This window comes from Amycolatopsis sp. w19 (assembly GCF_051373225.1).
GTDB lineage: Bacteria > Actinomycetota > Actinomycetes > Mycobacteriales > Pseudonocardiaceae > Amycolatopsis > Amycolatopsis japonica.
On record NZ_JBPQFM010000015.1, the window covers coordinates 1 to 20,023 of the forward strand.

The 20,023-nt window shown below is 70.0% G+C and carries 20 protein-coding genes; 8 read left to right on the forward strand and 12 right to left on the reverse strand.

All coding sequences use genetic code 11. The annotated features are described in order from the left end of the window. The first annotated feature begins 229 nt into the window (after window positions 1-229). Window positions 230-814, forward strand: a complete 585-nt coding sequence (locus tag ACSMFO_RS26225; RefSeq protein ID WP_436460853.1) for a dihydrofolate reductase family protein — start codon at window positions 230-232, stop codon at window positions 812-814. 5 nt (window positions 815-819) lie between these two features. On the opposite strand, the gene ACSMFO_RS26230 is transcribed toward ACSMFO_RS26225, so the two are convergent. Genes ACSMFO_RS26230 through ACSMFO_RS26240 form a run of 3 tightly spaced genes read right to left on the reverse strand, consistent with a single transcriptional unit; the run spans window position 820 to window position 2,986 of the window. Beyond that, the gene (locus ACSMFO_RS26230; RefSeq protein ID WP_436460854.1) at window positions 820-1,797 is read right to left on the reverse strand and encodes an RNA polymerase subunit sigma-70; all 978 of its coding nucleotides are present in this window, start codon (window positions 1,795-1,797) and stop codon (window positions 820-822) included. Window positions 1,798-1,802: 5 nt separating this feature from the next. Continuing rightward, the gene (locus ACSMFO_RS26235) at window positions 1,803-2,213 is read right to left on the reverse strand and encodes a VOC family protein (RefSeq protein ID WP_038510762.1); all 411 of its coding nucleotides are present in this window, start codon (window positions 2,211-2,213) and stop codon (window positions 1,803-1,805) included. A gap of 38 nt (window positions 2,214-2,251) precedes the next feature. Continuing rightward, window positions 2,252-2,986, reverse strand: coding sequence for a helix-turn-helix domain-containing protein (locus ACSMFO_RS26240; protein WP_436460855.1), 735 nt, complete (start codon window positions 2,984-2,986; stop codon window positions 2,252-2,254). 163 nt (window positions 2,987-3,149) lie between these two features. Between ACSMFO_RS26240 and ACSMFO_RS26245 the strand changes: the two genes are divergently transcribed. Next, window positions 3,150-3,971, forward strand: coding sequence for a S1 family peptidase (locus ACSMFO_RS26245; RefSeq protein ID WP_436460856.1), 822 nt, complete (start codon window positions 3,150-3,152; stop codon window positions 3,969-3,971). 290 nt (window positions 3,972-4,261) lie between these two features. Here the strand turns inward: ACSMFO_RS26245 and ACSMFO_RS26250 are convergent, their stop codons facing one another. From ACSMFO_RS26250 to ACSMFO_RS26290, 9 genes are read right to left on the reverse strand one after another with little or no spacing between them, the layout of a single operon-like run. Continuing rightward, entirely contained in the window at window positions 4,262-5,710 is a 1,449-nt protein-coding gene (locus ACSMFO_RS26250) for a class I adenylate-forming enzyme family protein (protein WP_436460857.1), read from the reverse strand. Next, complete coding sequence (locus ACSMFO_RS26255) at window positions 5,707-7,080, reverse strand: CoA transferase (RefSeq protein WP_436460858.1); 1,374 nt, start codon at window positions 7,078-7,080, stop codon at window positions 5,707-5,709. The genes ACSMFO_RS26250 and ACSMFO_RS26255 overlap by 4 nt, the downstream gene beginning before the upstream one ends. Then, a complete protein-coding gene (locus ACSMFO_RS26260) occupies window positions 7,077-7,868 on the reverse strand; it encodes a class I SAM-dependent methyltransferase (protein WP_436460859.1) in 792 nt (263 codons plus the stop codon). Before ACSMFO_RS26260 ends, ACSMFO_RS26255 begins: the two co-directional genes overlap by 4 nt. Continuing rightward, the gene (locus tag ACSMFO_RS26265; RefSeq protein WP_436460860.1) at window positions 7,859-9,352 is read right to left on the reverse strand and encodes a class I adenylate-forming enzyme family protein; all 1,494 of its coding nucleotides are present in this window, start codon (window positions 9,350-9,352) and stop codon (window positions 7,859-7,861) included. Before ACSMFO_RS26265 ends, ACSMFO_RS26260 begins: the two co-directional genes overlap by 10 nt. Beyond that, window positions 9,349-10,641, reverse strand: coding sequence for a protoporphyrinogen/coproporphyrinogen oxidase (locus ACSMFO_RS26270; protein ID WP_436460861.1), 1,293 nt, complete (start codon window positions 10,639-10,641; stop codon window positions 9,349-9,351). Before ACSMFO_RS26270 ends, ACSMFO_RS26265 begins: the two co-directional genes overlap by 4 nt. After that, the gene (locus ACSMFO_RS26275; RefSeq protein ID WP_038510748.1) at window positions 10,638-11,561 is read right to left on the reverse strand and encodes a UbiA family prenyltransferase; all 924 of its coding nucleotides are present in this window, start codon (window positions 11,559-11,561) and stop codon (window positions 10,638-10,640) included. The genes ACSMFO_RS26270 and ACSMFO_RS26275 overlap by 4 nt, the downstream gene beginning before the upstream one ends. Then, on the reverse strand, window positions 11,558-12,199 hold the full coding sequence (locus tag ACSMFO_RS26280; RefSeq protein ID WP_038510746.1) for a class I SAM-dependent methyltransferase: 642 nt from the start codon (window positions 12,197-12,199) through the stop codon (window positions 11,558-11,560). The genes ACSMFO_RS26275 and ACSMFO_RS26280 overlap by 4 nt, the downstream gene beginning before the upstream one ends. Next, window positions 12,199-13,320, reverse strand: a complete 1,122-nt coding sequence (locus ACSMFO_RS26285) for a DegT/DnrJ/EryC1/StrS family aminotransferase (RefSeq protein WP_436460862.1) — start codon at window positions 13,318-13,320, stop codon at window positions 12,199-12,201. Before ACSMFO_RS26285 ends, ACSMFO_RS26280 begins: the two co-directional genes overlap by 1 nt. Next, complete coding sequence (locus tag ACSMFO_RS26290; protein WP_436460863.1) at window positions 13,317-14,465, reverse strand: DegT/DnrJ/EryC1/StrS family aminotransferase; 1,149 nt, start codon at window positions 14,463-14,465, stop codon at window positions 13,317-13,319. The genes ACSMFO_RS26285 and ACSMFO_RS26290 overlap by 4 nt, the downstream gene beginning before the upstream one ends. Window positions 14,466-14,631: 166 nt before the next feature. On the opposite strand from ACSMFO_RS26290, the gene ACSMFO_RS26295 reads away from it, so the two are divergent. Genes ACSMFO_RS26295 through ACSMFO_RS26320 form a run of 6 tightly spaced genes read left to right on the forward strand, consistent with a single transcriptional unit; the run spans window position 14,632 to window position 19,997 of the window. Further along, the gene (locus ACSMFO_RS26295; protein ID WP_436460864.1) at window positions 14,632-15,651 is read left to right on the forward strand and encodes an oxidoreductase; all 1,020 of its coding nucleotides are present in this window, start codon (window positions 14,632-14,634) and stop codon (window positions 15,649-15,651) included. Then, the gene (locus tag ACSMFO_RS26300; protein ID WP_436460865.1) at window positions 15,641-16,459 is read left to right on the forward strand and encodes a sugar phosphate isomerase/epimerase family protein; all 819 of its coding nucleotides are present in this window, start codon (window positions 15,641-15,643) and stop codon (window positions 16,457-16,459) included. The genes ACSMFO_RS26295 and ACSMFO_RS26300 overlap by 11 nt, the downstream gene beginning before the upstream one ends. 23 nt (window positions 16,460-16,482) lie before the next feature. Further along, window positions 16,483-17,676, forward strand: a complete 1,194-nt coding sequence (locus ACSMFO_RS26305) for a M20/M25/M40 family metallo-hydrolase (RefSeq protein ID WP_436460866.1) — start codon at window positions 16,483-16,485, stop codon at window positions 17,674-17,676. Further along, window positions 17,673-18,722: an Ldh family oxidoreductase gene (locus ACSMFO_RS26310; RefSeq protein ID WP_436460867.1), complete on the forward strand. Its 1,050-nt coding sequence runs from the start codon at window positions 17,673-17,675 to the stop codon at window positions 18,720-18,722. Before ACSMFO_RS26305 ends, ACSMFO_RS26310 begins: the two co-directional genes overlap by 4 nt. Then, window positions 18,719-19,663, forward strand: coding sequence for a Gfo/Idh/MocA family protein (locus tag ACSMFO_RS26315; protein ID WP_436460868.1), 945 nt, complete (start codon window positions 18,719-18,721; stop codon window positions 19,661-19,663). The genes ACSMFO_RS26310 and ACSMFO_RS26315 overlap by 4 nt, the downstream gene beginning before the upstream one ends. Next, window positions 19,596-19,997, forward strand: a complete 402-nt coding sequence (locus ACSMFO_RS26320; RefSeq protein ID WP_073848647.1) for a DUF6917 domain-containing protein — start codon at window positions 19,596-19,598, stop codon at window positions 19,995-19,997. The genes ACSMFO_RS26315 and ACSMFO_RS26320 overlap by 68 nt, the downstream gene beginning before the upstream one ends. Window positions 19,998-20,023: the final 26 nt, after the last annotated feature.

The window sequence follows — 20,023 nt, forward strand, 5'->3', positions numbered from 1 at the left end:
TATCCGGTGCAGATGTCGCAATCCACACCGAACCCGGAGGCCCTCCCTCATTCCAAGATCATCTGACTACGTGTCTCCCCGTTCACAACCTCCCGGGGCAGTACACCTAGGTACATGAAGGGGGCCTTCATGTACTCAGCGGGTACAACGCGGCTCAGCGCGACCGGACCGATCAGTTTCCCGCACCGCGACCGTCTGTACGGGTGAGATCGACTCACCGGAGGCTGACGTGCGGAAACTGACCTTTGGCATGAACGTGACCCTGGACGGCTACATCGCCGCGCCCGGCGACGACCTCGGCTGGAGCGGGGGTGACGGACCGGATTCGTCGCCGGGCGACGAGCTGTTCCAGTGGTGGTCCGACCGGGTCGCCGCGACGGGCCTGGCGCTGTACGGGCGCAAGCTGTGGAACGCGATGAGTTCCCACTGGCCGACCGCCGACCGGCAGCCCGGCGCCACGCAGGCGGCGATCGAGTACGCCCGCCGCTGGCGGGACATGCCCAAGGTGGTGTTCTCCTCGACCACAGCCGCGGTCGACTGGAACACCCGCCTGGTCACCGGCGACGCGGTCGCCGAGATCACCCGGCTCAAGGCCGAGGACGGCGGCCCGATGGACATCGGCGGCGCGACACTCGCCGGGGCGGCCATGCGGGCCGGGCTGATCGACGAGTACGTGCTGGTCACCGTGCCGGTCCTGGTCGGCGGCGGCACGCCGTTCTTCACCGCGCTGGACGGCTGGGTGAACCTGACCCTGGCGGAGACCCGGACGTTTCCCGGCGGTGTGGTGCTGACCCGCTACGAGACGAGGCGCTGACGTGCTCACAGGGTCGGGGGCAGGCCCAGCCACGGCTTGCCGGTGGCGTCGAAGCCGGTGAGCTCGGCGATCTTCCCGTCGGCGACGCGCAGGACCGCGATGGCGAACAGCCGGTGCTCCGGGTCTTCGGGGGTGCGCAGGTACAGCGCGGCGGCCGGCATGCGGTTGACCGTCGTGGCGATACCGCGCCAGTCGTCGTGGCCGCGCTGGAAGAGCCCGCCGGAGACCCAGCCGTCCACCGCGTCCTTGGCCGTCGTGGTCGTGGTACCCGCCTCGGGCAGCATCGCGAAGCGCAGGTCTTCGCGCAGCAAGGCCGCCAGCCCGTCGAGGTCGTTGCGCTCATGAGCCTCGATGTACGCCTGCACCACGCCCCGTTCGTCCTTCGACAGCTCCGCGCCCCGCCAGTCGAGACGGCGGTCGGGCAGCCGCCCGCGCATCGTCACGCGCGCCCGTTGCAAGGCGCTCGTCACCGACGCGACGGTCAGCTCGAGGGCGTCGGCCGTCTTCGACGCCGGCCAGCCGAGGACGTCGCGCAGGACGAACACCGCCCGTTGCCGAGGCGGCAGGTGCTGGACGGCGACGATGAACGCCAGCTCGATCGTTTCCCGCGCCACCACCGATTCCTGCGGATCCTCGGGGAGCATCCGGTCGGGATACGGCTGCAGGTACAGCACCTCGGAATCCTCCAAGGTGCGGTCCTTGCGCTTCTCCAGGAAATCGAGGCAGGCGTTCGTCGCGATCCGGTAGAGCCAGGTCCGCAGCGCCGCGTTGCCCTTGAACGACTCCCGCTTGTGCCACGCCCGCAGGAACGTCTCCTGCGTCAGGTCCTGGGCGTCCTCGTAGTTCGCGAGCATCCGGTAGCAGTGCACCTGCAGCTCACGCCGGTGGCGCTCCGTGACGAGCGCGAACCGCGCGGGATCGCCGGAGCGGACCACCTCGAGGAACGTGGCCGCGTCCGCGCCGGGCGACCTGGCGTCGGTCATGGTCGTCAATTCTGCCCGTCGCCCATGGCGGCCGGGTCGTAGGCCAGCAGTTCCCAGCTGTGGCCGTCCAGGTCGTCGATGGCCCGGTTGTACAGCCACCCCATGTCCTGGGCCGCGCGCGGCTCGGTGGCGCCCGCGGCCAGTGCCGCCTCGACCAGGCCGTCGACCTCTTCGCGCGACCCGGCGGCCAACGCGTTGATCACCTCGATCGGACCGTCCGTCATGGGTCGCTTGGTGAACGACGCGAACGTTTCGCGCGTCATCAGCTGCACCAGGATCGTGTCGGCGAGCACCACCTGGACCGAGGTGTCACCGCTGAAATCGGGGTTCACCGTGCCGCCCATCGCCGTGTACATCTTCGTGCTCGCCTCGATGTCGGCGACCGGCAGGTTGACGTAGATCTGCGTGATGGCCATGACTTGTCCTCCAGTAGGTCGGTGTGTCACCACGAAACCTACGGGTGCACCGCGACCTCGGTCTTGTACAGAAGCGACAGCACCTCGTCTGCGCTCGCGCGCCTGAGCTGGGTGGCCGTGCGTCCGGTGAACCGTGTCAGCGAGCGGGCCAGATGCGGCTGGTCGTGATACCCGACCCGCTGCACGACCTCGATCGCGGCCATCCCCTGCCCCAGCAGCATCACGGCCTGCCTCGCCCGCTCGATCTGCCGGATCGCGCCCTGGGTCAGCCCGGTCGCCGCGGCCACCCGCCGCTGCACCGACCGCGGGGTGACCAAAGTGGGCACTTCACCGCGGAGCACGTCGGTGACCAGCGGATCGCGGATCAGCAATCCGGCACGGACCAGGCGATCGACGAAGAGGTCGGCGTTGTCGTAGCCCGGGGTTTCCCACTCCTCGCCCTGCAGGACGAACGAACGGGCCGTGGTGTGCGGGCTCGTCACGGCGGTGTCGACCAGTCCCGAAACCGGCATCGGCGCCAGGTACGCACCGTGGCGGAAGATGATCCCGAGTGTTTCGCCCTCGCCCGGGCCCAGGTCCAGCACCGTGGGACTCGTCTCGGGGCCGCGCACCGCCACATGCGTCTCGCCCCGGTCGCGCCACACCACGAGCTCCCAGTTCGAGTTCGCGATGGACCGCATCCGCGACGGCGTCACGGCGGCCTGACCGGCACGGTAAATCCGCTCCACGTAGGGAGAATCGGACGGTCGCTGCTCGACGCCATCAAGGCTCACGGCAAGAAGCTAGCACCGGCACCGGTCCAAAGGTGGTACCAGCGCTACCGGCCGGCGTCGGGCAACCGCCACCGCGGTTCGGGGGGCTGACCCGATGGTCATCGGCGCGACGGACGACAAGGCTGGACTTGATCGATCCGAAGTCCTCGAACAAAGGAAAAGCATGTCGAAGGTGGCGACCCTACGCCGCAACCTGGTCCGTGCCGCCGCTGTCACGCTGGCGGGAGTGTTCTGCGCGATCGCGGTGCCCGGCAGCGCCGGCGCCGTGGTGAACGGCAAGAACTCCACCGAGCTCTACGAATTCATGGCCTCGATCCCGGAGGTCGTGCCCGAAATGAACAACGCCAAAGGTGTCTGCGGTGCCGTGCTGGTGCATCCACAGTGGGTGGTGACCGCGGCACACTGCGTCGACCCGGAGAACAACCCGGCCAGGCCGGAGGGCACCGTGCGCATCGGCAGCGAACGGCGGACGTCCGGCGGCACCGTCCGCACGATCGACCGCTGGGTCCGCCACCCGGGCTACCAGCCGGGCGCGCCGAACAAGAACGACATCGCACTGGTGCGACTGGACCGTCCGGTCTCCGAACGGCCCATCCGCATCGCCGACCGTCCCGGCCGCCCCGGCACGCCGACCCGCTTGATGGGCTTCGGCACCACGGTCGACACCGCGGACTTGGACAAGGTCGTGTTCCCCGAACGGCTCCAGCAACTCGACACCCGCATCGGCGCCGTATCCGAATGCTCGCCCGGTTACGCGGACTCGACCCGGCTGTGCACGGTGAGCCGCAAGCGCGGCGCGATGGCGTGCATGGGCGACTCCGGCGGACCGCAGGTCCAGCGCGGCTGGGGCGGCCGATGGGAGCTGATCGGCGTCACCTCCGGCCCCGGTGACGACGACGTGCCGTGCGCCAACGGCCCCGGTCTCTACACCAGCGTGCCCGCCTACGCCGGGTGGATCCACCGGACCATTCACGGGCAGCGCTGATCTTTCGTCGTCGGGTCCGATGGTGGGCTGAAGGCTCCCTTCACCGAGTCTTATGCGGCGAAGGGAGCCTTCAGCCCTGGTTGGGGCCGAGTGGGGAGGATTTGGGACGTTGAGCGTCCCCAATCCTCCACCGTCGAGCGGTCAATCGGCTCTCAGAGCTTGATCAACGGAAGATCGGGGACACTCAACGTCCCCATTCCTCCGTTGATCATGATCGTGCCGGTCAAGCCTGGGGCTGACTGGTCGAGTGGGGAGGATTCAGGACGTTGAGCGTCCCCGATCCTCCCCACTCACCTTCGCCTCACCGCGATCTCCGTCAACGTGCGATGACAAACCTTCCCCGTACGCCCCAGCGGCAACTCACGAAGCGCGATCAACAACTCCGGCATCTTCACGCCGGCGAGCCCCCTGGCGGCAAGGAACGCCTTCACCTCAGGCAACCCCAACGAATGTCCATTCCGGACAGACACGCAAGCACAAAGCCGTTCCCCCAGAACACTGTCCGGCACCGGAACACAGGCGACCTCCCTGATCGCCGGATGCTCCCCCAGCGCGAGCTCCACCTCGGCCGGGCTGATGGTGCACCCGCCGCGGATCACCACCCGTTTCCGCCTGCCGGTGACGTGGAGCCTGCCCTGGTCGTCGAACCGGCCGTTGTCCCCCGTCCGCACCCAGCCCCCGTCGAGCCGATACGCCGCGTCCAGTTCGGGCGCGCCCACGTAGCACAGCGGTGTCATGGGGCCTCGCGCGCAGATCTCGCCGTCGACGAGGTGTATTTCGCATACCGCGGGATCCGGGACCCCGACACCGTTTTCCGGCATCGTCGTGTGGCAGTTGACCCCGTCCGAAGAGCCGTAGATGTCGATCATCTCCACGCCGAACCGCCGGCGACAGGCGGCGCGCGTCGAAGGTGGCAGGGTGTCGCCGCTCGACACGATGGCCACGAGCCCGGCGGTGTCCGCGGCGGCGGGGTGCTCGACCATGCGCCGCCACATCGCGGGCACACCGAAAACGTGGGTCGGCCGGTGCTCGGTGATCAGCCGAAGGGCCGCACCGGCGTCGAACCGGCGGGTCGAGATCAGCGTGCCGCCGAGGCGGCAAAGGGTCACCGCGACACCGAACGAGCCGAACCCCGAGGTCAGTGAGACGAGGACCAGGTCTCGCGGCACCGCGGTCTCGCCGTGGACGGCACGGACATAGTTGGCCCGGCCGCCGGCGAAGGCGTTGTGCGAATACGCGACCATTTTCGGTTCCGATTCCGAGCCGGACGACACCAGGATCCGGGCCGGAGCATCCGGGTGGACGTCGGCGATGCGGCTCGGCTTCGACGAACCCGACACCTTTCCTCCCTCGATGACGAACCGGACGCCCGCGCGTTCGAGCAAGCCGTCCGCCCCACGTGGCAAGGGCAAGACCACGGCGCCGAGCGCGAGGATCGCCAGTTCGGCGACCACCGCGTCCCGCCCGTCGGGTTCCCGCACTCCGACTATGTCCGCCGAGCCGCATCCGGCTGACGCCAACCGGACGGCCATCGCCCGCACCGCGACATCCAACGTCGTGTAGTCGAGTACGCCCTCGTCATCGATCACGGCCGTCCGAAGTGGATGTTCGCGCAACCGGTCGCGGAACAGCGAATACAGATCACGGTCCGGGCAGTGTCCACATCGGACCCATTCGCGGCGCACTCCGTCAGGCACGAGGTCACGCAGGACCACCCCGGTCTCCGACACCCAGATCATGACGTGAATTCCCACGGCGACGCGACCAGCGCGCAATCGGCCTGGATGAGGGCGCGGGAGAAGCGCGGATCCGTGGCGAGTGCGGCGAGGTCGTCGCACACCGGCACCGACAGCGGCCGATCGCATCGACGGCCGGCGCCCGCGTTGAGCCGGTACGCCGCGGACAGGAGTGACGACGCGGCCCGGGTGGCACCGTGGGCCAGGCCCGTCACGATCCCGTGCGCGCACACGATTCCGCCGAACACGTCGACGATCGTCATCAGCGACGGCGGGACCCCCGCGTAGGCCTGGACGACGAAATCCGTGCCCACCGGTGGTTCCGGCCCCAGTTCCGTCCCCCAGCCCGACGCGTGCGCGTACAGGATCCCCGGCCGGGCCCGCGCGAGATCGAGTGCGCTCAACGACCACCGCTCCGCCTTGCCCGGCGCCCAGTTGTGCAGGAACACGTCGGCCCCGGTGGCGAGTTCGAGCAGATGCCGCCTCCCGTCCGGGGTGTTCAGGTCGATTTCGACGACCTCCTTGCCGTCGTTGAGCGCGCGGAACCTGGCCGAGGTGTGGCCGGCGATCGGCGGAACCCACCGCAGCGGATCGCCGCCCGGCGGCTCGATCCTCAGCACCGTCGCGCCGAGGAGGCGCAACAGGTGACCCGCGAGCGGGCCCTGGACCCGGCGGCAGGATTCGAGTACGACCAAGCCGGACAACGGAAGCGGCTCCACCGCCCGCACCGGACGGTATCCGCGGCCCTCCCCGCTGACGACGAACGCGGGAGCCCGGTCGAGCGGCCCCTCCGCCGTCCGCACCAGCGTCATGCCCGTCAGCAGGGCGACCTGTTCGAGCTCTCCGATCGGCCGTGTGGCAAGGGTCTCCCCCAGCTGCGGCGGCAGCGGGCAGGTCGCGGTCGCGAAGCGGTGCAGGAACGGATGCCAGCCACTCGAAATCGCCCGCGTATCGACTTCGAGCGTCGTCCAGAACCGTTGCCAGACCGCCGGTTCGAGGGTTTCGATCTCGAACGGGACACCGTCGGCCGAGTGGAAGGGCGGCCCGCCGGGGACGAACGGCTCCTGATGCTCGTCCTCGGTCGTCGCCGCCGCGAGATACTGCGAGATCGCCAGCAACGCCGCCTGTGCCAAGGAAGTCGACACACCGCGCAGCGCGATGCCCCGGCCACGCGCGAGCTTCAGCGAGACGGCGCCCAGCGCGGAGAGCTCGGCCGCGAGGATGGACGCATAGTCGAGGCCGAGCCGGGTCGGTTCGCCGAGGCTCCGGCCGTGCACATGCATGATGCCGCAGGCGGCTTGGACGTCGAGCTCGCCGGCCAGCGGCAGATCGACCGGCCCGGCCACCGTCACGGTGTCCAGCGCGGTGATCATGCGGGCCGCCTGCCCCGCACCGAGTACACGACACACGACGACGCCCGGAACCCCGGATCCCGCATGACCGCACGCACTTCGGCGAGCTCGCCGTCGGTCATCCCCGCGGCGACCAACCTGTCCCGCAGGTGATGTGTGTGGTGGATCAGCAACTCCAGACCGGGCGATCCGGCCCGCCACGGGAAGACCGACGGCACCGGATCGACGTCGACCAGACCCGCGGCGACCATGGACGCGGCCGCGCGACGGCCCCACGTGCCGTCCCCGCCCGCCATGGAGAACGCTTTTTCCTTGGCAGACAGGAAAGTCTCGTAAAGGTTCGCGGCCATCGCGTCGGGCGCCAGCAGGACCGGGCCGTAGGAGATGTCGAACTCGTCGATCTGCATCCACCCACCCGGTTTCAGCGCGCGGACGAGTTTACGGAGCACGGCCTCCCGTTCCGGCAGATGCTGCAACACCAACCGGGTGTGGACGAGGTCGAACTCCGCCTGGGGCAAGGGATCGTGGACGACGTCGTGCCGAAGCACGGTCAGTCCCGGCGCGGGCGCGATGTGGTGGGGTTTGATGTCGGTCGCCAGCACCGTGCCGGTCGGCGCGACCCTGGCGGCGAGCCACTGGGCCACACCGCTGCCGCCCGCGCCGACCTCGAGACAGGACCAGCCCGCCCCGACACCGGTCCCCGCCAGCCGCGTGAAGGTGACCGGGTCGTACGCCGCGGAGAGACAGCGATGCTGCTCGACGGCGTGCCCGCTGTCGTTGTCGAACGCGTAGGCCGTGCTCACGTCCACCTTCCCGAACCGTGCGTCGCGGCCGTGCCGGTCAGCCGTGCCAGCAGTTCCAGGCGCCGTACCTTCCCCGTCCCGGTTCTCGGCACTTCGTCCCACGAGAGCACCACGGGCTCTCCCAGCGGCGGCAGGTCGAGCACCGCCTTCCGCCATTCCGCCGCGTCCAGCCCGTCGTCGGTCACGACGACCGGGATCGGCGCGCGCCCGGCCGCGGAGAGCACCACACATTCGGCGATGGACGGAAGGCGGTCCTCGATCGCGTCCTCCACCGCGAGGCAGCTCATCCCCGGCACGCTGTCGACCTCGCGATCGAGCAGCGTCACCGCGCCGCCGCGGTCCACCACGCCGAGATCACCGGTGTTCCACCACTTCCCGTACACCTTGGCCTCCCACCGATCCTGTTCCCCCACGTACGCCACGCATCGCGCGCGCGTGCGGGCCAGCAACAGCCCGGCGGTGCCCCGCGGCACCGGTTCGGCGGTCTCCGGGTCGACGGCCCGCAGCCGGGCGAGACCCGGCAACGGCCTGCCGAGATCACGGGTGGTGTGCGCGGTACGTCTGGTGAAGAACCGGAACGACAGCGGCCCCGTCTCCGATTGACCCCAGCCCTGCATCCACAGTGGACACCTCCGGCCGCTGGCGTGGAGCATCGTCCGGATCACCGGGGGATGCACGGCGTCGTAGGTGCTGACGAACCTCCGCACCCGGAGGAACGGGTTCTCCGGCGAGTTCGCGAGCGACCGCCAGCGCGCGTACGCCGACGGGAGGGCTTCGATGACGGTCGGCCGATGACGCCCGAACATCGACGGAGCCGAGGAGGGATCGCTCAGGATCACGATCTCCCGTGGCGCGAGGCACAACGCCGACGCCGTCCAGCAGAAGGTCCGGCCGTGCGCGTACGCGCTGGCGTTGGCCAGCACGTCGTCGCGCCGGAGACCGAGGACGGGCCAGCGGATCGCCTCCGGGCGCGCCAGCCGGTCGATGATCGTCCGGGTCGTGTGGACCACCAGCTTCGGCGTCCCGGTCGTGCCCGAGGTGTGGCAGATGAGCAGCGGATCGTCGGGGTGCCTCCGGTGCACCGCGGGCGGCGGCGCGGCGGCGAAGTCTTCGACGCGCAGGATCCGGTCCGCCCGCAGGGAAGGCCGGTCGGTGACCAGCACCGCCGGGCCGAGACGGCGCAGCAGGAGGTGCACGGTGTCGTCCGGCAGCAGGCCGGACAGCTTCGCCGGAACGGCCCCGATCCGTACCGCGGCGCAGGCGAGCAGGTCGTAATCCCAGTGGCCGCGTTTGACGATGGCCACCCGGTCCCCCGGCTTCACCCCGGATTCGGACAACCATCCCGCGGCGTCCCGCACCAGCCCGGCGAGCCCGGCGACCGGGTACGCCGTCCCGCGCTCCGGGGCGATGTCGAACGGCCGGTCGAGATACACCCACGTCCGGGCGCTCGCGCACTCGTCGAACAACGTGCCCATGTCGTGGGGCTTCATCGGGTCCTTTCCTTCGCCGGGCGAGCGGCCAGCCGTCGCGCCGCCCGCAGACCGGAGCGGACGGCCGACTCGCTGCACGGGCTCAGGAACACCCAGTCCCCCGCGTAGTCGACGACACCACGACCGAGCCCCGCCTCGAACCCGGCACGCAAGGCCAGCGCCCGCGGTGTCGCTTCGGGCGCCGCGTGGCGCACCCGCCGGACGATCGCGCGGCGGGTCGCCGATCGCAGGCCGGGGACGAGCGGTTCGGCGGCGCCGGTCAGCCGGCTCGCCACGTCCTCGTCGGAGGCGTCCAGCAGGTCCGGCACCACGGCCGGATGGGCCATGAGCGTGACCAGCCCGCGGCCCTCCGGCGCGCGGCCGGGATGTTTCAAATGGTCGAAGATGACCGTGGACACCGTGCCGTTCTCGGCGGTCGGCACCACCAAGGCGTAGTCGGGACCACCGAGCGGGCGATCGAGAAGCAGGTGCGCCTTGACCACCGGCGTGAACGAACACTCGCGGAGAAAGGCCGAACCGTGCCCGGGGTGGAGCCGCGCCGCCACCGGGGCGGGGACGGCCAGCACGACCGCTCGGGCGCTGATCTCCCGCGTACCGCTGAAAAGGCGTGCCGAGGAACCGTCGTCCACGACCTCGTCGACGCGGACCCCCGTGGTGACGTCCGTTTTCGCGGCGAGGGCACGGGCGAAGGTGTCCATGCCGTCGCGATACGCCCGCCAGGTCGGCGGTGGCCCCACCGCCGTGAGCAGCGCGAGCAAGGGCGCCGCCGCGGACCGGGCCGGATCCCAGCCGAAGAAACCGGAGACGATGGGCTGCAGCAGGTACCGCATCAGGTCCGGGTGATGCGGTGCGGCGAACTCCGCGACGGTCGCCCCGCCCAGCCTCGAACTCTCCGGACGTTCGGTGTCGAACGTGCCCCTGATCAGCCGCGCCGCGTCCCACCGCGCCCGGACGGACAACCCGGCTCCGGTGACCAACCCCCGCGTCTGCGCGACGCCGGGCCGGGCCCTGCCGCGCCACATCGCGATGCCTCGTCCGATCGGGGGCGCCGCGGCCGGCCCGACGCCCAGTTCCGCCAGCAGCCGCCAGGTCTCGTCGTAACCCCGTTCGGCCATCTGCTCGGCGCAGGTGTCGATCAGGTAGCCGTCCTCGCGCAGGGTCGTCATCCGGCCGCCGACCACATCTGCCGCCTCGAAAACCCGCGCCTCACGCCCCGCCTTGCCCAGCTGGTACGCGGTGGTGAGCCCGGCGACGCCCGCGCCCACCACCGCCACGTCGACATCGGTCACGTGATCACCACCAGGTTCACCAGGACGAGCGTCAGCACGGTGAGCCGGTGGATCCGGATGCCGAGCATCCGCGCCCGCAGGATGTCCCCCAGCGCGAAACCGAGCCACAGCTGCCATCCGCGCGACACGATCGTGGGTACGAGCGCGAGCGGGAACCACCACGGGCCGCCGAGGGCGGGGACGGCGAGGATCAGCGCGAGTTCGGCCGCCGACACGCCGATCACGAAGAACATGTTGCCCCGAGCCGAAGTCAAGGCGGCCACCGTCGGCCTGCCGACCCGGCGATCGCCGTCGACGTCGTTGGTGTTGGAGTAGACGCCGAACAGCAACGGCCCCAGGCCGAAGAGCAGCGCCTGGGCGAGCGCGAACCCGGTGAACTCGCCGGTCGCGAGGCCGTACGGCGCGAGGACCAGCGCCCAGCCTAGCGCCGCGATGAAGAACTCCTGGAAGCCGTGATAGCTGAGCTTCACTCCCCAGGAGTACTGCAACGAGAAGAAGTAGGTGACCACGATCAGCACGACCGTCCACAGAGGACTGTGCGGCGCGATCGCGATGGCCGTGAGCCACAGTGCCGCACCGACGACACCGGTCGCCCACGCGAACCGCAGCACCTGGTCCTCGTTCAGCGTTCCCGCGACCAGCGGCTTCCGGTATCGCTTGCGGCGCGCGTCGTCCGGTGAGTAGTTCGTGATGTCGCTGCCGTCCCGGTAACCCGTGAGATCGTCCAGCGCGACCATCGCGGCGATCACGAACACCTCGCCGAGCAGGAACACCCCGACGGTCGCCAAGACCCCCGGATCGAACCTCGACATCGGCGCCAGCAACGTCCACACCACGACCACGCCGAGGTAGTAGTCGACGATGTCGAGCTTCGCGAGCCTGAAATACGCTTTGCCGCGAGTGACGGCGAGGGTGGTCATCGCGGGTCGTCCAAGGCGATCAACGCGACGAACGACCGGTCGCCGCCGTAGTCCAGCTCACGTCGGTCGAGCAGGCGGGCGCCGGGAAGGAGGGCCAAGTACTCCTCCACGGTCCGCAATCTCGAGAACCGGCCGACCGGGATTTCCGCGTCCTCGTACTCGACCAGGACGAGATGCCGTGCCGCCGCGGCGATCGCCCGGCACGCGTCGGCGATCTCGTCGTCGTCCAGGACGTGCATCAGCACCCACACGCAAACGGCGACGTCGAACCGCTTGTCCTGCCAGGGAAGCCGCTGGACGGTCGTGCGCACGAAGTCCACTGTGGACAGATGTGCGCAGTTCTCCCTGGCCAGGGAGAGCATGCGCGGGGTCATGTCGATCGCCGTCACCGCACGCGCGTGCGCCGCGATCGACGGCGTGAGCCTGCCCATCCCGCAGCCGATCTCCAGCGCGGATCCCACCTCGCCGAGCGAGTCCAGGAACCCCGTGACGAGCCGGATGGTGCGGGCGGTCGTCCCCGCCGCGAGTTCGGCGGGCTGGGAGGCGCGCATGACCCGGGTCAGCCCGGCCCGCTCCGCGCGTTTGCGCCATTCGTCGGCGACCTCGCTCGGCGCGGGGGTGCGGGTAACCTGCTGCATCACGACTCCTTCGCGAATCGGCACACCGCGTCCGCGATGCGTTCCACCTGCGCGTCCGTCAAATGCGGGTAGATCGGGATGGCCAGCGTCCGCCGCGCGGCCAGTTCCGCCGCGGGCCAGGCATCGCCCGGCCGGGTGCAGGGAGCGAACGCGGGTTGCCTCGGCAACGGCGCCGGGTAGTAGACGTGCGAGCCGATGCCTCGCGCCGCGAGGTACTCACGGAGTTCGTCCCTGCGCTCGCAGAGGAGCGAATAGACGTAGTAGCACCGTCCATCACGGGCGGGAGGCGGCGCGAGCACACCGCAGCCCGCCAGTTCGGCGAAGCGTCCGGTGTAGTACTCGCCGATCCGTGCCCGGCGCCTCAGCCGCCGGGGCAACGTCGGGAGCCGGTACAGCTGGAATTCCGCCATGATCTCGTCGAACCGGCTGTTGTAGCCGATCCGGTGATACACGAACCTGGACTTGCCGTCCTGGCCGTGGTTGCGCAGCATCCGCACCGCCGCGCCGAGCCCGGCGTCGCGGGTGACGACCATTCCCCCTTCGCCCGGCATGCCGAACGTCTTGACCTGTACGAACGAGTAGACACCGGCGTCGCCCCACATCCCGGCGGGGGTGCCCGCGAGCGTCCCGCCCTGGGCGACCGCGGAATCCTCCAGCAACCGCACGCCCGCCCCGGTGGCGATGCGGCGCAACGCCGGCATGTCCGCCATGACCGAGAACATGTGCGCCGGCATGATCACCTTGGTGCGCGGGGTGACCAGCCGGGCGACCGCGGCGGGATCGACGACCATCGTCCACGGGTCGATGTCGGCGAACACCGGCGTCGCACCGAGCAGGGCGGGTGCGGCCGCTAGCGGAGCGCAGCCGAAGGCGGGCACGATCACCTCGTCCCCGGCGCCGACGCCCATCGCGCGCAGGACCAGCGTCAGCGCCGAGGTTCCGCTGCCGCAAGCGACCGCGTCCGCGGCGCCGACCGAGTCACGGATGGCCGCTTCGAAGCGGGCCGTGCGCTCGCCGAGGATGAATTTCTGGTCGGGGGCGAGACCGACGCGATGGACGATGTCCAGCAGTTCGGCACGGTCGTCGTCGAACAGATCCGTCGGGAAGAACGGGAGGGTCATCCTCGCCGCCCGTGGTAGAAGTCGCGGATCGCGTCGCAGACCCGGTAGCAGTCCCCGGCGGGCATGTCCGGATACAGCGGTAGCGCGAGCGTGTGACGGCAGGCGCGCTCGGCGTTCGGGAATTCACCCTTCCGATAGCCGAGGCCGTCGAAGCAGGGTTGCAGATGAAGCGGGGTCGGGTAGTAGATCTCGGTCTCCACACCCACCGCCGACAGATACGCCGCCAGGTCGTCCCTCGCGTCGACCTCGACCACGTAGACGTAGAACACGCTGTCCGGCCGGTGTTCCGGCAGCTTGCGCACGCCCGCCACTCCCGCGAGCGCTTCGCTGTACCGGGACGCCAGTTCCGCGCGCCGGGCGATGTCGCTGTCGAGCGTGGTGAGCTTCGAGAGGAGGACGGCGGCCTGGATGTCGTCCATCTTGCTGTTCACACCGGGCAGGCCGGTCGCCGTCGAGATCGCGGGGAAGTCGGCGATCGTGGCCCCGAAGCGGCCGTGGTGGCGGAGCGCGTCGGCGGTCGCGGCGATCCGGGCGTCGTCGGTGAGCACGGCGCCTGCGTCACCGAGCGCGCCCAGTGTCTTCGTCGGGAAGAACGACAGCACCCCGCCCGCGCCGAACAGGCCGGCGTGCGTGCCGCGGTGACGCATGCCGATGGCCTCCGCGCTGTCCTCGACCACCGTGAGGTCGAGGCGTCGCGCGACGCGAAGCACACCGTCGATGTCCGCGAGCCGGGAGAACAAATGCGTCGGCATGACGAACCGGGTGTGCTCCCCGGCGGCGTCCGCCACCGCGGCGGGGTCGATGCCGTATCCGTCCGCCTCGATGTCGGCGAAGACCGGCGTGCCACCCGCGAGCACGACCGAGGTCGCCGACGCCCCGAAGGAGAAAGCGGGGACGACCACCTCCTCGCCGGGCTTCAGACCCGCCGCCCTCAGCAGGAGGACGAGCGCGTCCGTTCCGCTGTTCACCCCGACGACGAATCTCGCGCCGGTGTACGCGGCCAGCGCGGACTCGAGTTCGGCCACCTTGGCACCGTGTGAATACTTGCCATTTTCGACGACTTCGAGAATATGTCGCCTGGTGCCGGCCCACGTTCGCTCGAATGTGGCCGATTGATTGAAGAAAGACACCGACAGCGTACCCACCTCCGGTGGTGTAGGAACCGTTTCCGAGCGTAGGACAGGCAATCCGCGCGTCCGCCCACGTTCGCACTTCCTGGTCAACCCGTGGCCGAACTGTTGACAGTTGATCTTGGCGATGTCAGTTTCGAAATGGATTTCTGATTGCGAAACTCGAGGAGCGGGCTCGCCAGTGCGATCATTCGTCGTGGGACTCGGCCGGGCAGGCGCGGGTCTGCATCTCCCCGTCTTGGCCAAACTCCGTGAACGGACCCCGAAGCTCTTCGACGACCATCCCGTCGTGGCCTGCGAACCGCGGGAGAACGTTGTCTCCCGGCCGGGTCTCGTGGTCACGCCGACCCTCCACGAGGCGGCCGACGGGCTCTGCCCCGCCGACACGATCGTGCACATCTGCACGCCGCCGACCCAGCGCCTGGCGGTGCTCTCCGATCTCGCCGCACTGGGCTTTCGCAAGATGATCGTGGAGAAGCCCCTCACGACCGACATCGACGACCTCGCCCGGATCGTCCGCTTGCGCCGCAAGTACAAACTGCATATCGAAGTGGTCGAGCCCTGGCTCGCCAGCAGTCTCACGAAGCGGCTGGTCGAGCTCCTCCGCGGTGGCCGGTTCGGCGCCGCGAAGTCGATCGACGTCGTGCAGAACAAGCCGAGATTCCGCCGGTCGCTCGTGCGGCCCGGGCACCCGACCGCCTTCGACGTCGAACTGCCGCACGGTGTCGCGCTCGCGCTGCGGCTCGCGGGTGCCGCCCGGGTCACCCACGCGTCCGGAACCGATCTCGAGGTCGAGGGCAACGTCGGCCCGCGGATGGGCGGGGCCGCCGTCGGCCTCCGGCACAACTCGGGTGTCCACACGGAGATCCGCTCGGATCTCACCTCGCCGGTCCGCGAGCGGCGGGTCACCGTCGTATTCGAGCAGGGCAGTGCGGTCGGGCATTTCGCGGTGAGCGGCGACGATCATCACTCGCAGCTGACCCTGCGTTCGAACGGCCGGTCCGAGCATGTCGTCCTGCGGGACGACGCCATGACGGAATGGATGTTCGAGGCCTACCGGAAGTTCCAGCTGGACGGGGAGCAGACGCAGGGCTTCACCTTCGCCACCGAGGTGGTGCGGCTGCTGTCGGTGGCCAAGAACATCTGCGCGGAACCGGTCACCAGCCCGGAACCCGACGCGGTGGCGTCCCATGCCGGATGAACCGGTGCTCGCCGGCATCACGGACGAGGCGGCGTACGACATCGGTGCCCAGCTCTCGGTGCTCGACACGCTGGGCTGGAAGGCGATCGAGCTGCGCACGGTCGACCGGGAGGCCGTCGCCGACCTCACCGACGCACGGTTCGGCGCCGTCGCGACCGCCTTGTCGGACAGCGGTGTGCGCGTGGTCTGCCTGGCGTCCCGGATCGGTGGCTGGTCCCGTCCCGCCGGTACCGATTTCCGGCACGACCTCGAAGAACTCGACGTGCTCGCCCGGCGGGCGCGGGCGATCGGCACCGGCTACGTGAGGATCATGTCCTATCCCCACGACGGACTGAGTGATCCCTCGTGGCGCGCGCTGGCCATCGAGCGGATCACCGTTCTCGCCGAGCGGGCCGAGAGGCAGGGTGTGACGCTGCTTCACGAGAACTGTTCGGGCTGGGCGGGCACGCGGGCCGAGCGCATGCTCGATCTGCTGGACGAAGTCGCGAGCCCGTCGCTGAAGCTGCTGTTCGACACCGGCAACGGCGTCGCCCACGGCTACGACGGGTTCGGCCTGCTCGCCGACATCGTCGATCACGTCGAGCACGTGCACGTCAAGGACGCCGACGAACGCGGTTTCACGCTCCCCGGCCAGGGCTCCGCGCGGGTCGCCGACTGCGTGAAACTGTTGCGGGCCAACGGGTACCGGGGAGCATGGTCGCTGGAGCCGCATCTCGCGCTCGTACCACACGAACAAGGGGTACTGGCCGACGGCGCGGCGGCCGCGTTCGTCGCCGCGGGCCGGGCGATGGCCGAGCTCCTCCGATGAGGCCCGGGGATCGAAGCCTGCTGATGAAGCTGCTCGACCTCCCGACGGCCGGGCCGCTCGAAACGACGGGTGAAGTCCGCCTGTGGGACGCGATGCGCGCGTACGCCGACGCGGCCGTCGACATCGGTTTCGACGTCCTGCGGTTCGCCGCCCCGGATCCGTCGGTGCTGGATCGTCCGGGTGTTCCCCTCCTTCTCCGCGACACCGGGCCCGGATTCCTCACCTGCCAGCCGAGTCTCGTGCTGCGGATCGGCCCCGCCGCTCCCGCCGTCATGTTCAACGTGCACCTCGACACGGTGGCCCCGTTCGAACCGGCGGGTTTCGACGGGACCAGATTCGTCGGCCGCGGCGCGATCGACGCCAAGGGGCCGGCGGTGGCCCTGCTGGCCGGAGTTCGGGCCGCCTTGGCGACGGAGCAGGCGGTCGGCCGGGACATCGGTGTCCTCATCCAGGCGGTCTCCGGCGAGGAGGGCGGGGCGATGGGCGTCTTCGGGACACGGCCGCTCGTCGAAGCGGGATTCCACGGCGAACTCAACATCTTCTGCGAGCCGACCGGACTGCGGTACCTCCCCCGGTGCTCGGCGTCGATGACCGCGTGCGTACACGTGGACGGCGAAGACGCCATCGACGACGAGCCGCATCGAGGACACAACGCGACGGTCCTGCTCGGGTTCCTCGCCCAGCACCTCGCGGACGACCTGCCGAAGCACGGTCAGGTCTGCGTCGCGGGCCTGCACACGGGCCGGATGCACAACCGGGTGTACGGCCGCGGCGAACTTCTGCTCAACATTCCCTATGACTCGGGAGAAGCGGCGGCGAAGATGACCTCGGCACTGGAGGACGGACTCAGGAGCGGCGTCGCCGCGTTCGAGGACCGGTTCCGGCGGTCCCCGGTCTTCGCCCGCACCGCGACGGACGCGGCGAGGATCACCGGCCTGCGCTGGCTGAAACGCGACCTGCCCGCGCTACCGGCGCAGGACATCCCGCTGCTGGACGCGTTCGTTGCCCGCTGGCCGGACGACGAGCCCGCCTTCACGTGCGACGCCTTGTGGCTCGCCGACGTCCCCGGCACGAAGACGGCGGTTCTCGGTCCCGGTTCCTTGGGAGCGAACAACGCACACTCGCGCGGGGAATACGCCGATGTCGGAGAACTCGACCGGTTCGGTGATCTCGTCCGCGAGATCGCCGTGCGGTTCGCCCGCGACGGAGGAGCATGACCGTGCTGGTGCCCTATCCCGTTCTTCTTTCCTTGGTAGCCGGTGTCTTCGTGGACCGCGGGATGCCCGAGGACCGGGCGTCGATCGCCGCGACCGCGTTGTGCCACGGCGACCTGACCGGGGTGACCTCGCACGGCCTCGTGAACCTGACCAGGCTGTACCTGCCTCTGCTCGATCAAGGGCGCGCCGAACCGAAAGCGGACATGACCGTCGAGACCGATCTCGGCGCGTGCGTCCTCGCCGACGCCCGGCGCACACTCGGGTTGTGGTCGGCTTCGCAGGCGATGGAATTGGCGTGCGCCAGGGCTTCCCGGCACGGCATCGGCATGGTCTCGCTGCGCGGGGCGACCCATATCGGCTGCGCCGGGCACCACGCCGCGCGGGCCGTCACGCACGGCATGATCGGCCTCGTCGCTTCGAACTGCGGCGGGCAGCGTATCGCCCCGCCGCCCGGCGGCACGGCCGCGATGCTCGGCACGAACCCGCTCGCGCTGGCCTGTCCCGCCGGCGGCGCGCATCCGTTCGTCCTCGACATGAGCACCACCGTGGTGCCGACCGGCCGGATCCGTGCCGCGGCGCGGGAAGGCAGGGAGATCCCGCCGGGCTGGCTCGCCGACGGCGACGGTGCACCGGTGACCGATCCCGCCGCGTTCGACCGGGGCGAGGCTCATCTGCAATGGCTGGGCGGCGGTCCCGAAACGGGCGCCTACAAGGGGTTCGGGCTCGGCCTGCTCGTCGAGGTGCTCGGCGCCCTGGTGCCCGGCGCCATGCTCGGCGCGACGTCGGCCGACGGGAACCGCGACGACGACATCGGGGTACTCGCGCTCGCGATCGCTCCGGACGTCCTGCGCACCGGATTCGCCGCCGACGCGTCCGCGCTCTTCACCGCGGTGCGGGAGTGGCCCGCCCGCGATCCCGCGGTCCCGGTCGTCTATCCCGGCTGGCACGAGGGTGAGCGAGCGGCCCGCCACCGTGAGCACGGCGTGCCCGTTGCCGACGCGGTCTACCGGGAACTCCGCACGGCGGCGAAGAGGACGGCGAGGTGATCCGCGTCGGTGTCGTGGGGCTCGGTGTCATCTCGCGGTTCTACCTTTCCGCGGTGGAACGGTCGCCGGCTTTCGCCCTCGCGGCGGTCTGCGATCTCGATCCGGCGGTACTCGCGAAAATCCCCGTGCCCGGCTACCGCGACCATCGGGAGATGCTCGCCGCCGGAGGACTCGACGCGGTGATCGTCACGGCGCCGAACGACGTGCACGCCGCCGTGTGCCGGGACGCGCTGGACGCGGGTTTGCCCGTATGCGTGGAAAAGCCGATCGCCACGAGCCTCCGCGACGGCGAGGCCCTCGTGGAAAGAGCCGCGCGGCGGGATGTCGCCCTGTTCACGGCTTTCCACCGGCGGTACAACGGCAACGTGCGCGCGTTACGCGAGAGGATCGCGGGCGGGCCGCCGATCGCCTCCCTGACCGTGCGCTATCTGGAACGGATCGAAGAGCACGTCGGCGGTGATCGCTGGTACCTCGACGCGACGCGATGCGGTGGCGGATGCGTGGCGGACAACGGACCGAACGCCCTCGACCTCGTCCAGTTGTTCCTCGGCACGCTGAAGTTGCGAGAAGCCCGGATCAGCCGTGACGCCGACGGCATCGACCGGCAGGCGACGCTGATACTCGAAGGCGCGGTCGTCGAACTCGACTGGTCGTTTCCTGGAGAGGTCAAGGACGTCGAGGTCCGGCTGGCGGACGGCACGATCCTGCGCGCCGACCTGCTCGACGGCTACCCGGAGTTCAAGGGATCGCTGTGGCACGAATACGAGGGATTGCTGCGCGAGTTCGAGGAAGCGGTACGCAAGGGCGGTTCCTGGCGCGACAACGGCTTGACCGCGCTGTCCATAGTGGACGATTGTTACCGGAGGGAGAACGATGCGGGAAGACGGGCCGAAGCGGGAGATCATCGGCACGGTGGTGAAGGTGCTGGTGCATCGGCGTGACGACCGGGGCATGAGTCTCGAACCGTTCGCCAGCCGGTGCGTGCGCGCCGGCGAGGTCCACGAACTCGTGACGACCAGCCACGACGACACGGCGCCGGGCGCCCGCATCGACCACGTCGGCTTCCTCGGATTCGCCGAGATCGACCGTGCCGGCGTGATCGACAGAGGCGACGAAGTGTGGATCGGCGGCGAACTCGTCGGCACCGTGCTCGGCTTCGACGGCTGCCATTTCCCCAACCACTACAACATCCTCATCCACACCGCGCTGCCGGTCACCGGCGAAGGGATCGGTTTGAAGCCGGAGCGTGAGGTCTGCTTCCGGGGGCGGTGGTGAGTGGCTCCCCTGGCGCGGGCGGGCCA

Bases quoted from the DNA above. Each gene is read 5' to 3' on its own strand.
- ACSMFO_RS26285 (WP_436460862.1), bottom strand. From the start codon at position 13,320: ATGACCCTCCCGTTCTTCCCGACGGATCTGTTCGACGACGACCGTGCC.
- ACSMFO_RS26265 (WP_436460860.1), bottom strand. From the start codon at position 9,352: ATGAAGCCCCACGACATGGGCACGTTGTTCGACGAGTGCGCGAGCGCC.
- ACSMFO_RS26245 (WP_436460856.1), top strand. From the start codon at position 3,150: ATGTCGAAGGTGGCGACCCTACGCCGCAACCTGGTCCGTGCCGCCGCT.
- ACSMFO_RS26310 (WP_436460867.1), top strand. From the start codon at position 17,673: ATGACCGTGCTGGTGCCCTATCCCGTTCTTCTTTCCTTGGTAGCCGGT.
- ACSMFO_RS26230 (WP_436460854.1), bottom strand. From the start codon at position 1,797: ATGACCGACGCCAGGTCGCCCGGCGCGGACGCGGCCACGTTCCTCGAG.
- ACSMFO_RS26300 (WP_436460865.1), top strand. From the start codon at position 15,641: ATGCCGGATGAACCGGTGCTCGCCGGCATCACGGACGAGGCGGCGTAC.
- ACSMFO_RS26250 (WP_436460857.1), bottom strand. From the start codon at position 5,710: ATGATCTGGGTGTCGGAGACCGGGGTGGTCCTGCGTGACCTCGTGCCT.
- ACSMFO_RS26275 (WP_038510748.1), bottom strand. From the start codon at position 11,561: ATGACCACCCTCGCCGTCACTCGCGGCAAAGCGTATTTCAGGCTCGCG.
- ACSMFO_RS26280 (WP_038510746.1), bottom strand. From the start codon at position 12,199: ATGCAGCAGGTTACCCGCACCCCCGCGCCGAGCGAGGTCGCCGACGAA.
- ACSMFO_RS26305 (WP_436460866.1), top strand. From the start codon at position 16,483: ATGAAGCTGCTCGACCTCCCGACGGCCGGGCCGCTCGAAACGACGGGT.
- ACSMFO_RS26235 (WP_038510762.1), bottom strand. From the start codon at position 2,213: ATGGCCATCACGCAGATCTACGTCAACCTGCCGGTCGCCGACATCGAG.
- ACSMFO_RS26255 (WP_436460858.1), bottom strand. From the start codon at position 7,080: ATGATCACCGCGCTGGACACCGTGACGGTGGCCGGGCCGGTCGATCTG.
- ACSMFO_RS26320 (WP_073848647.1), top strand. From the start codon at position 19,596: ATGCGGGAAGACGGGCCGAAGCGGGAGATCATCGGCACGGTGGTGAAG.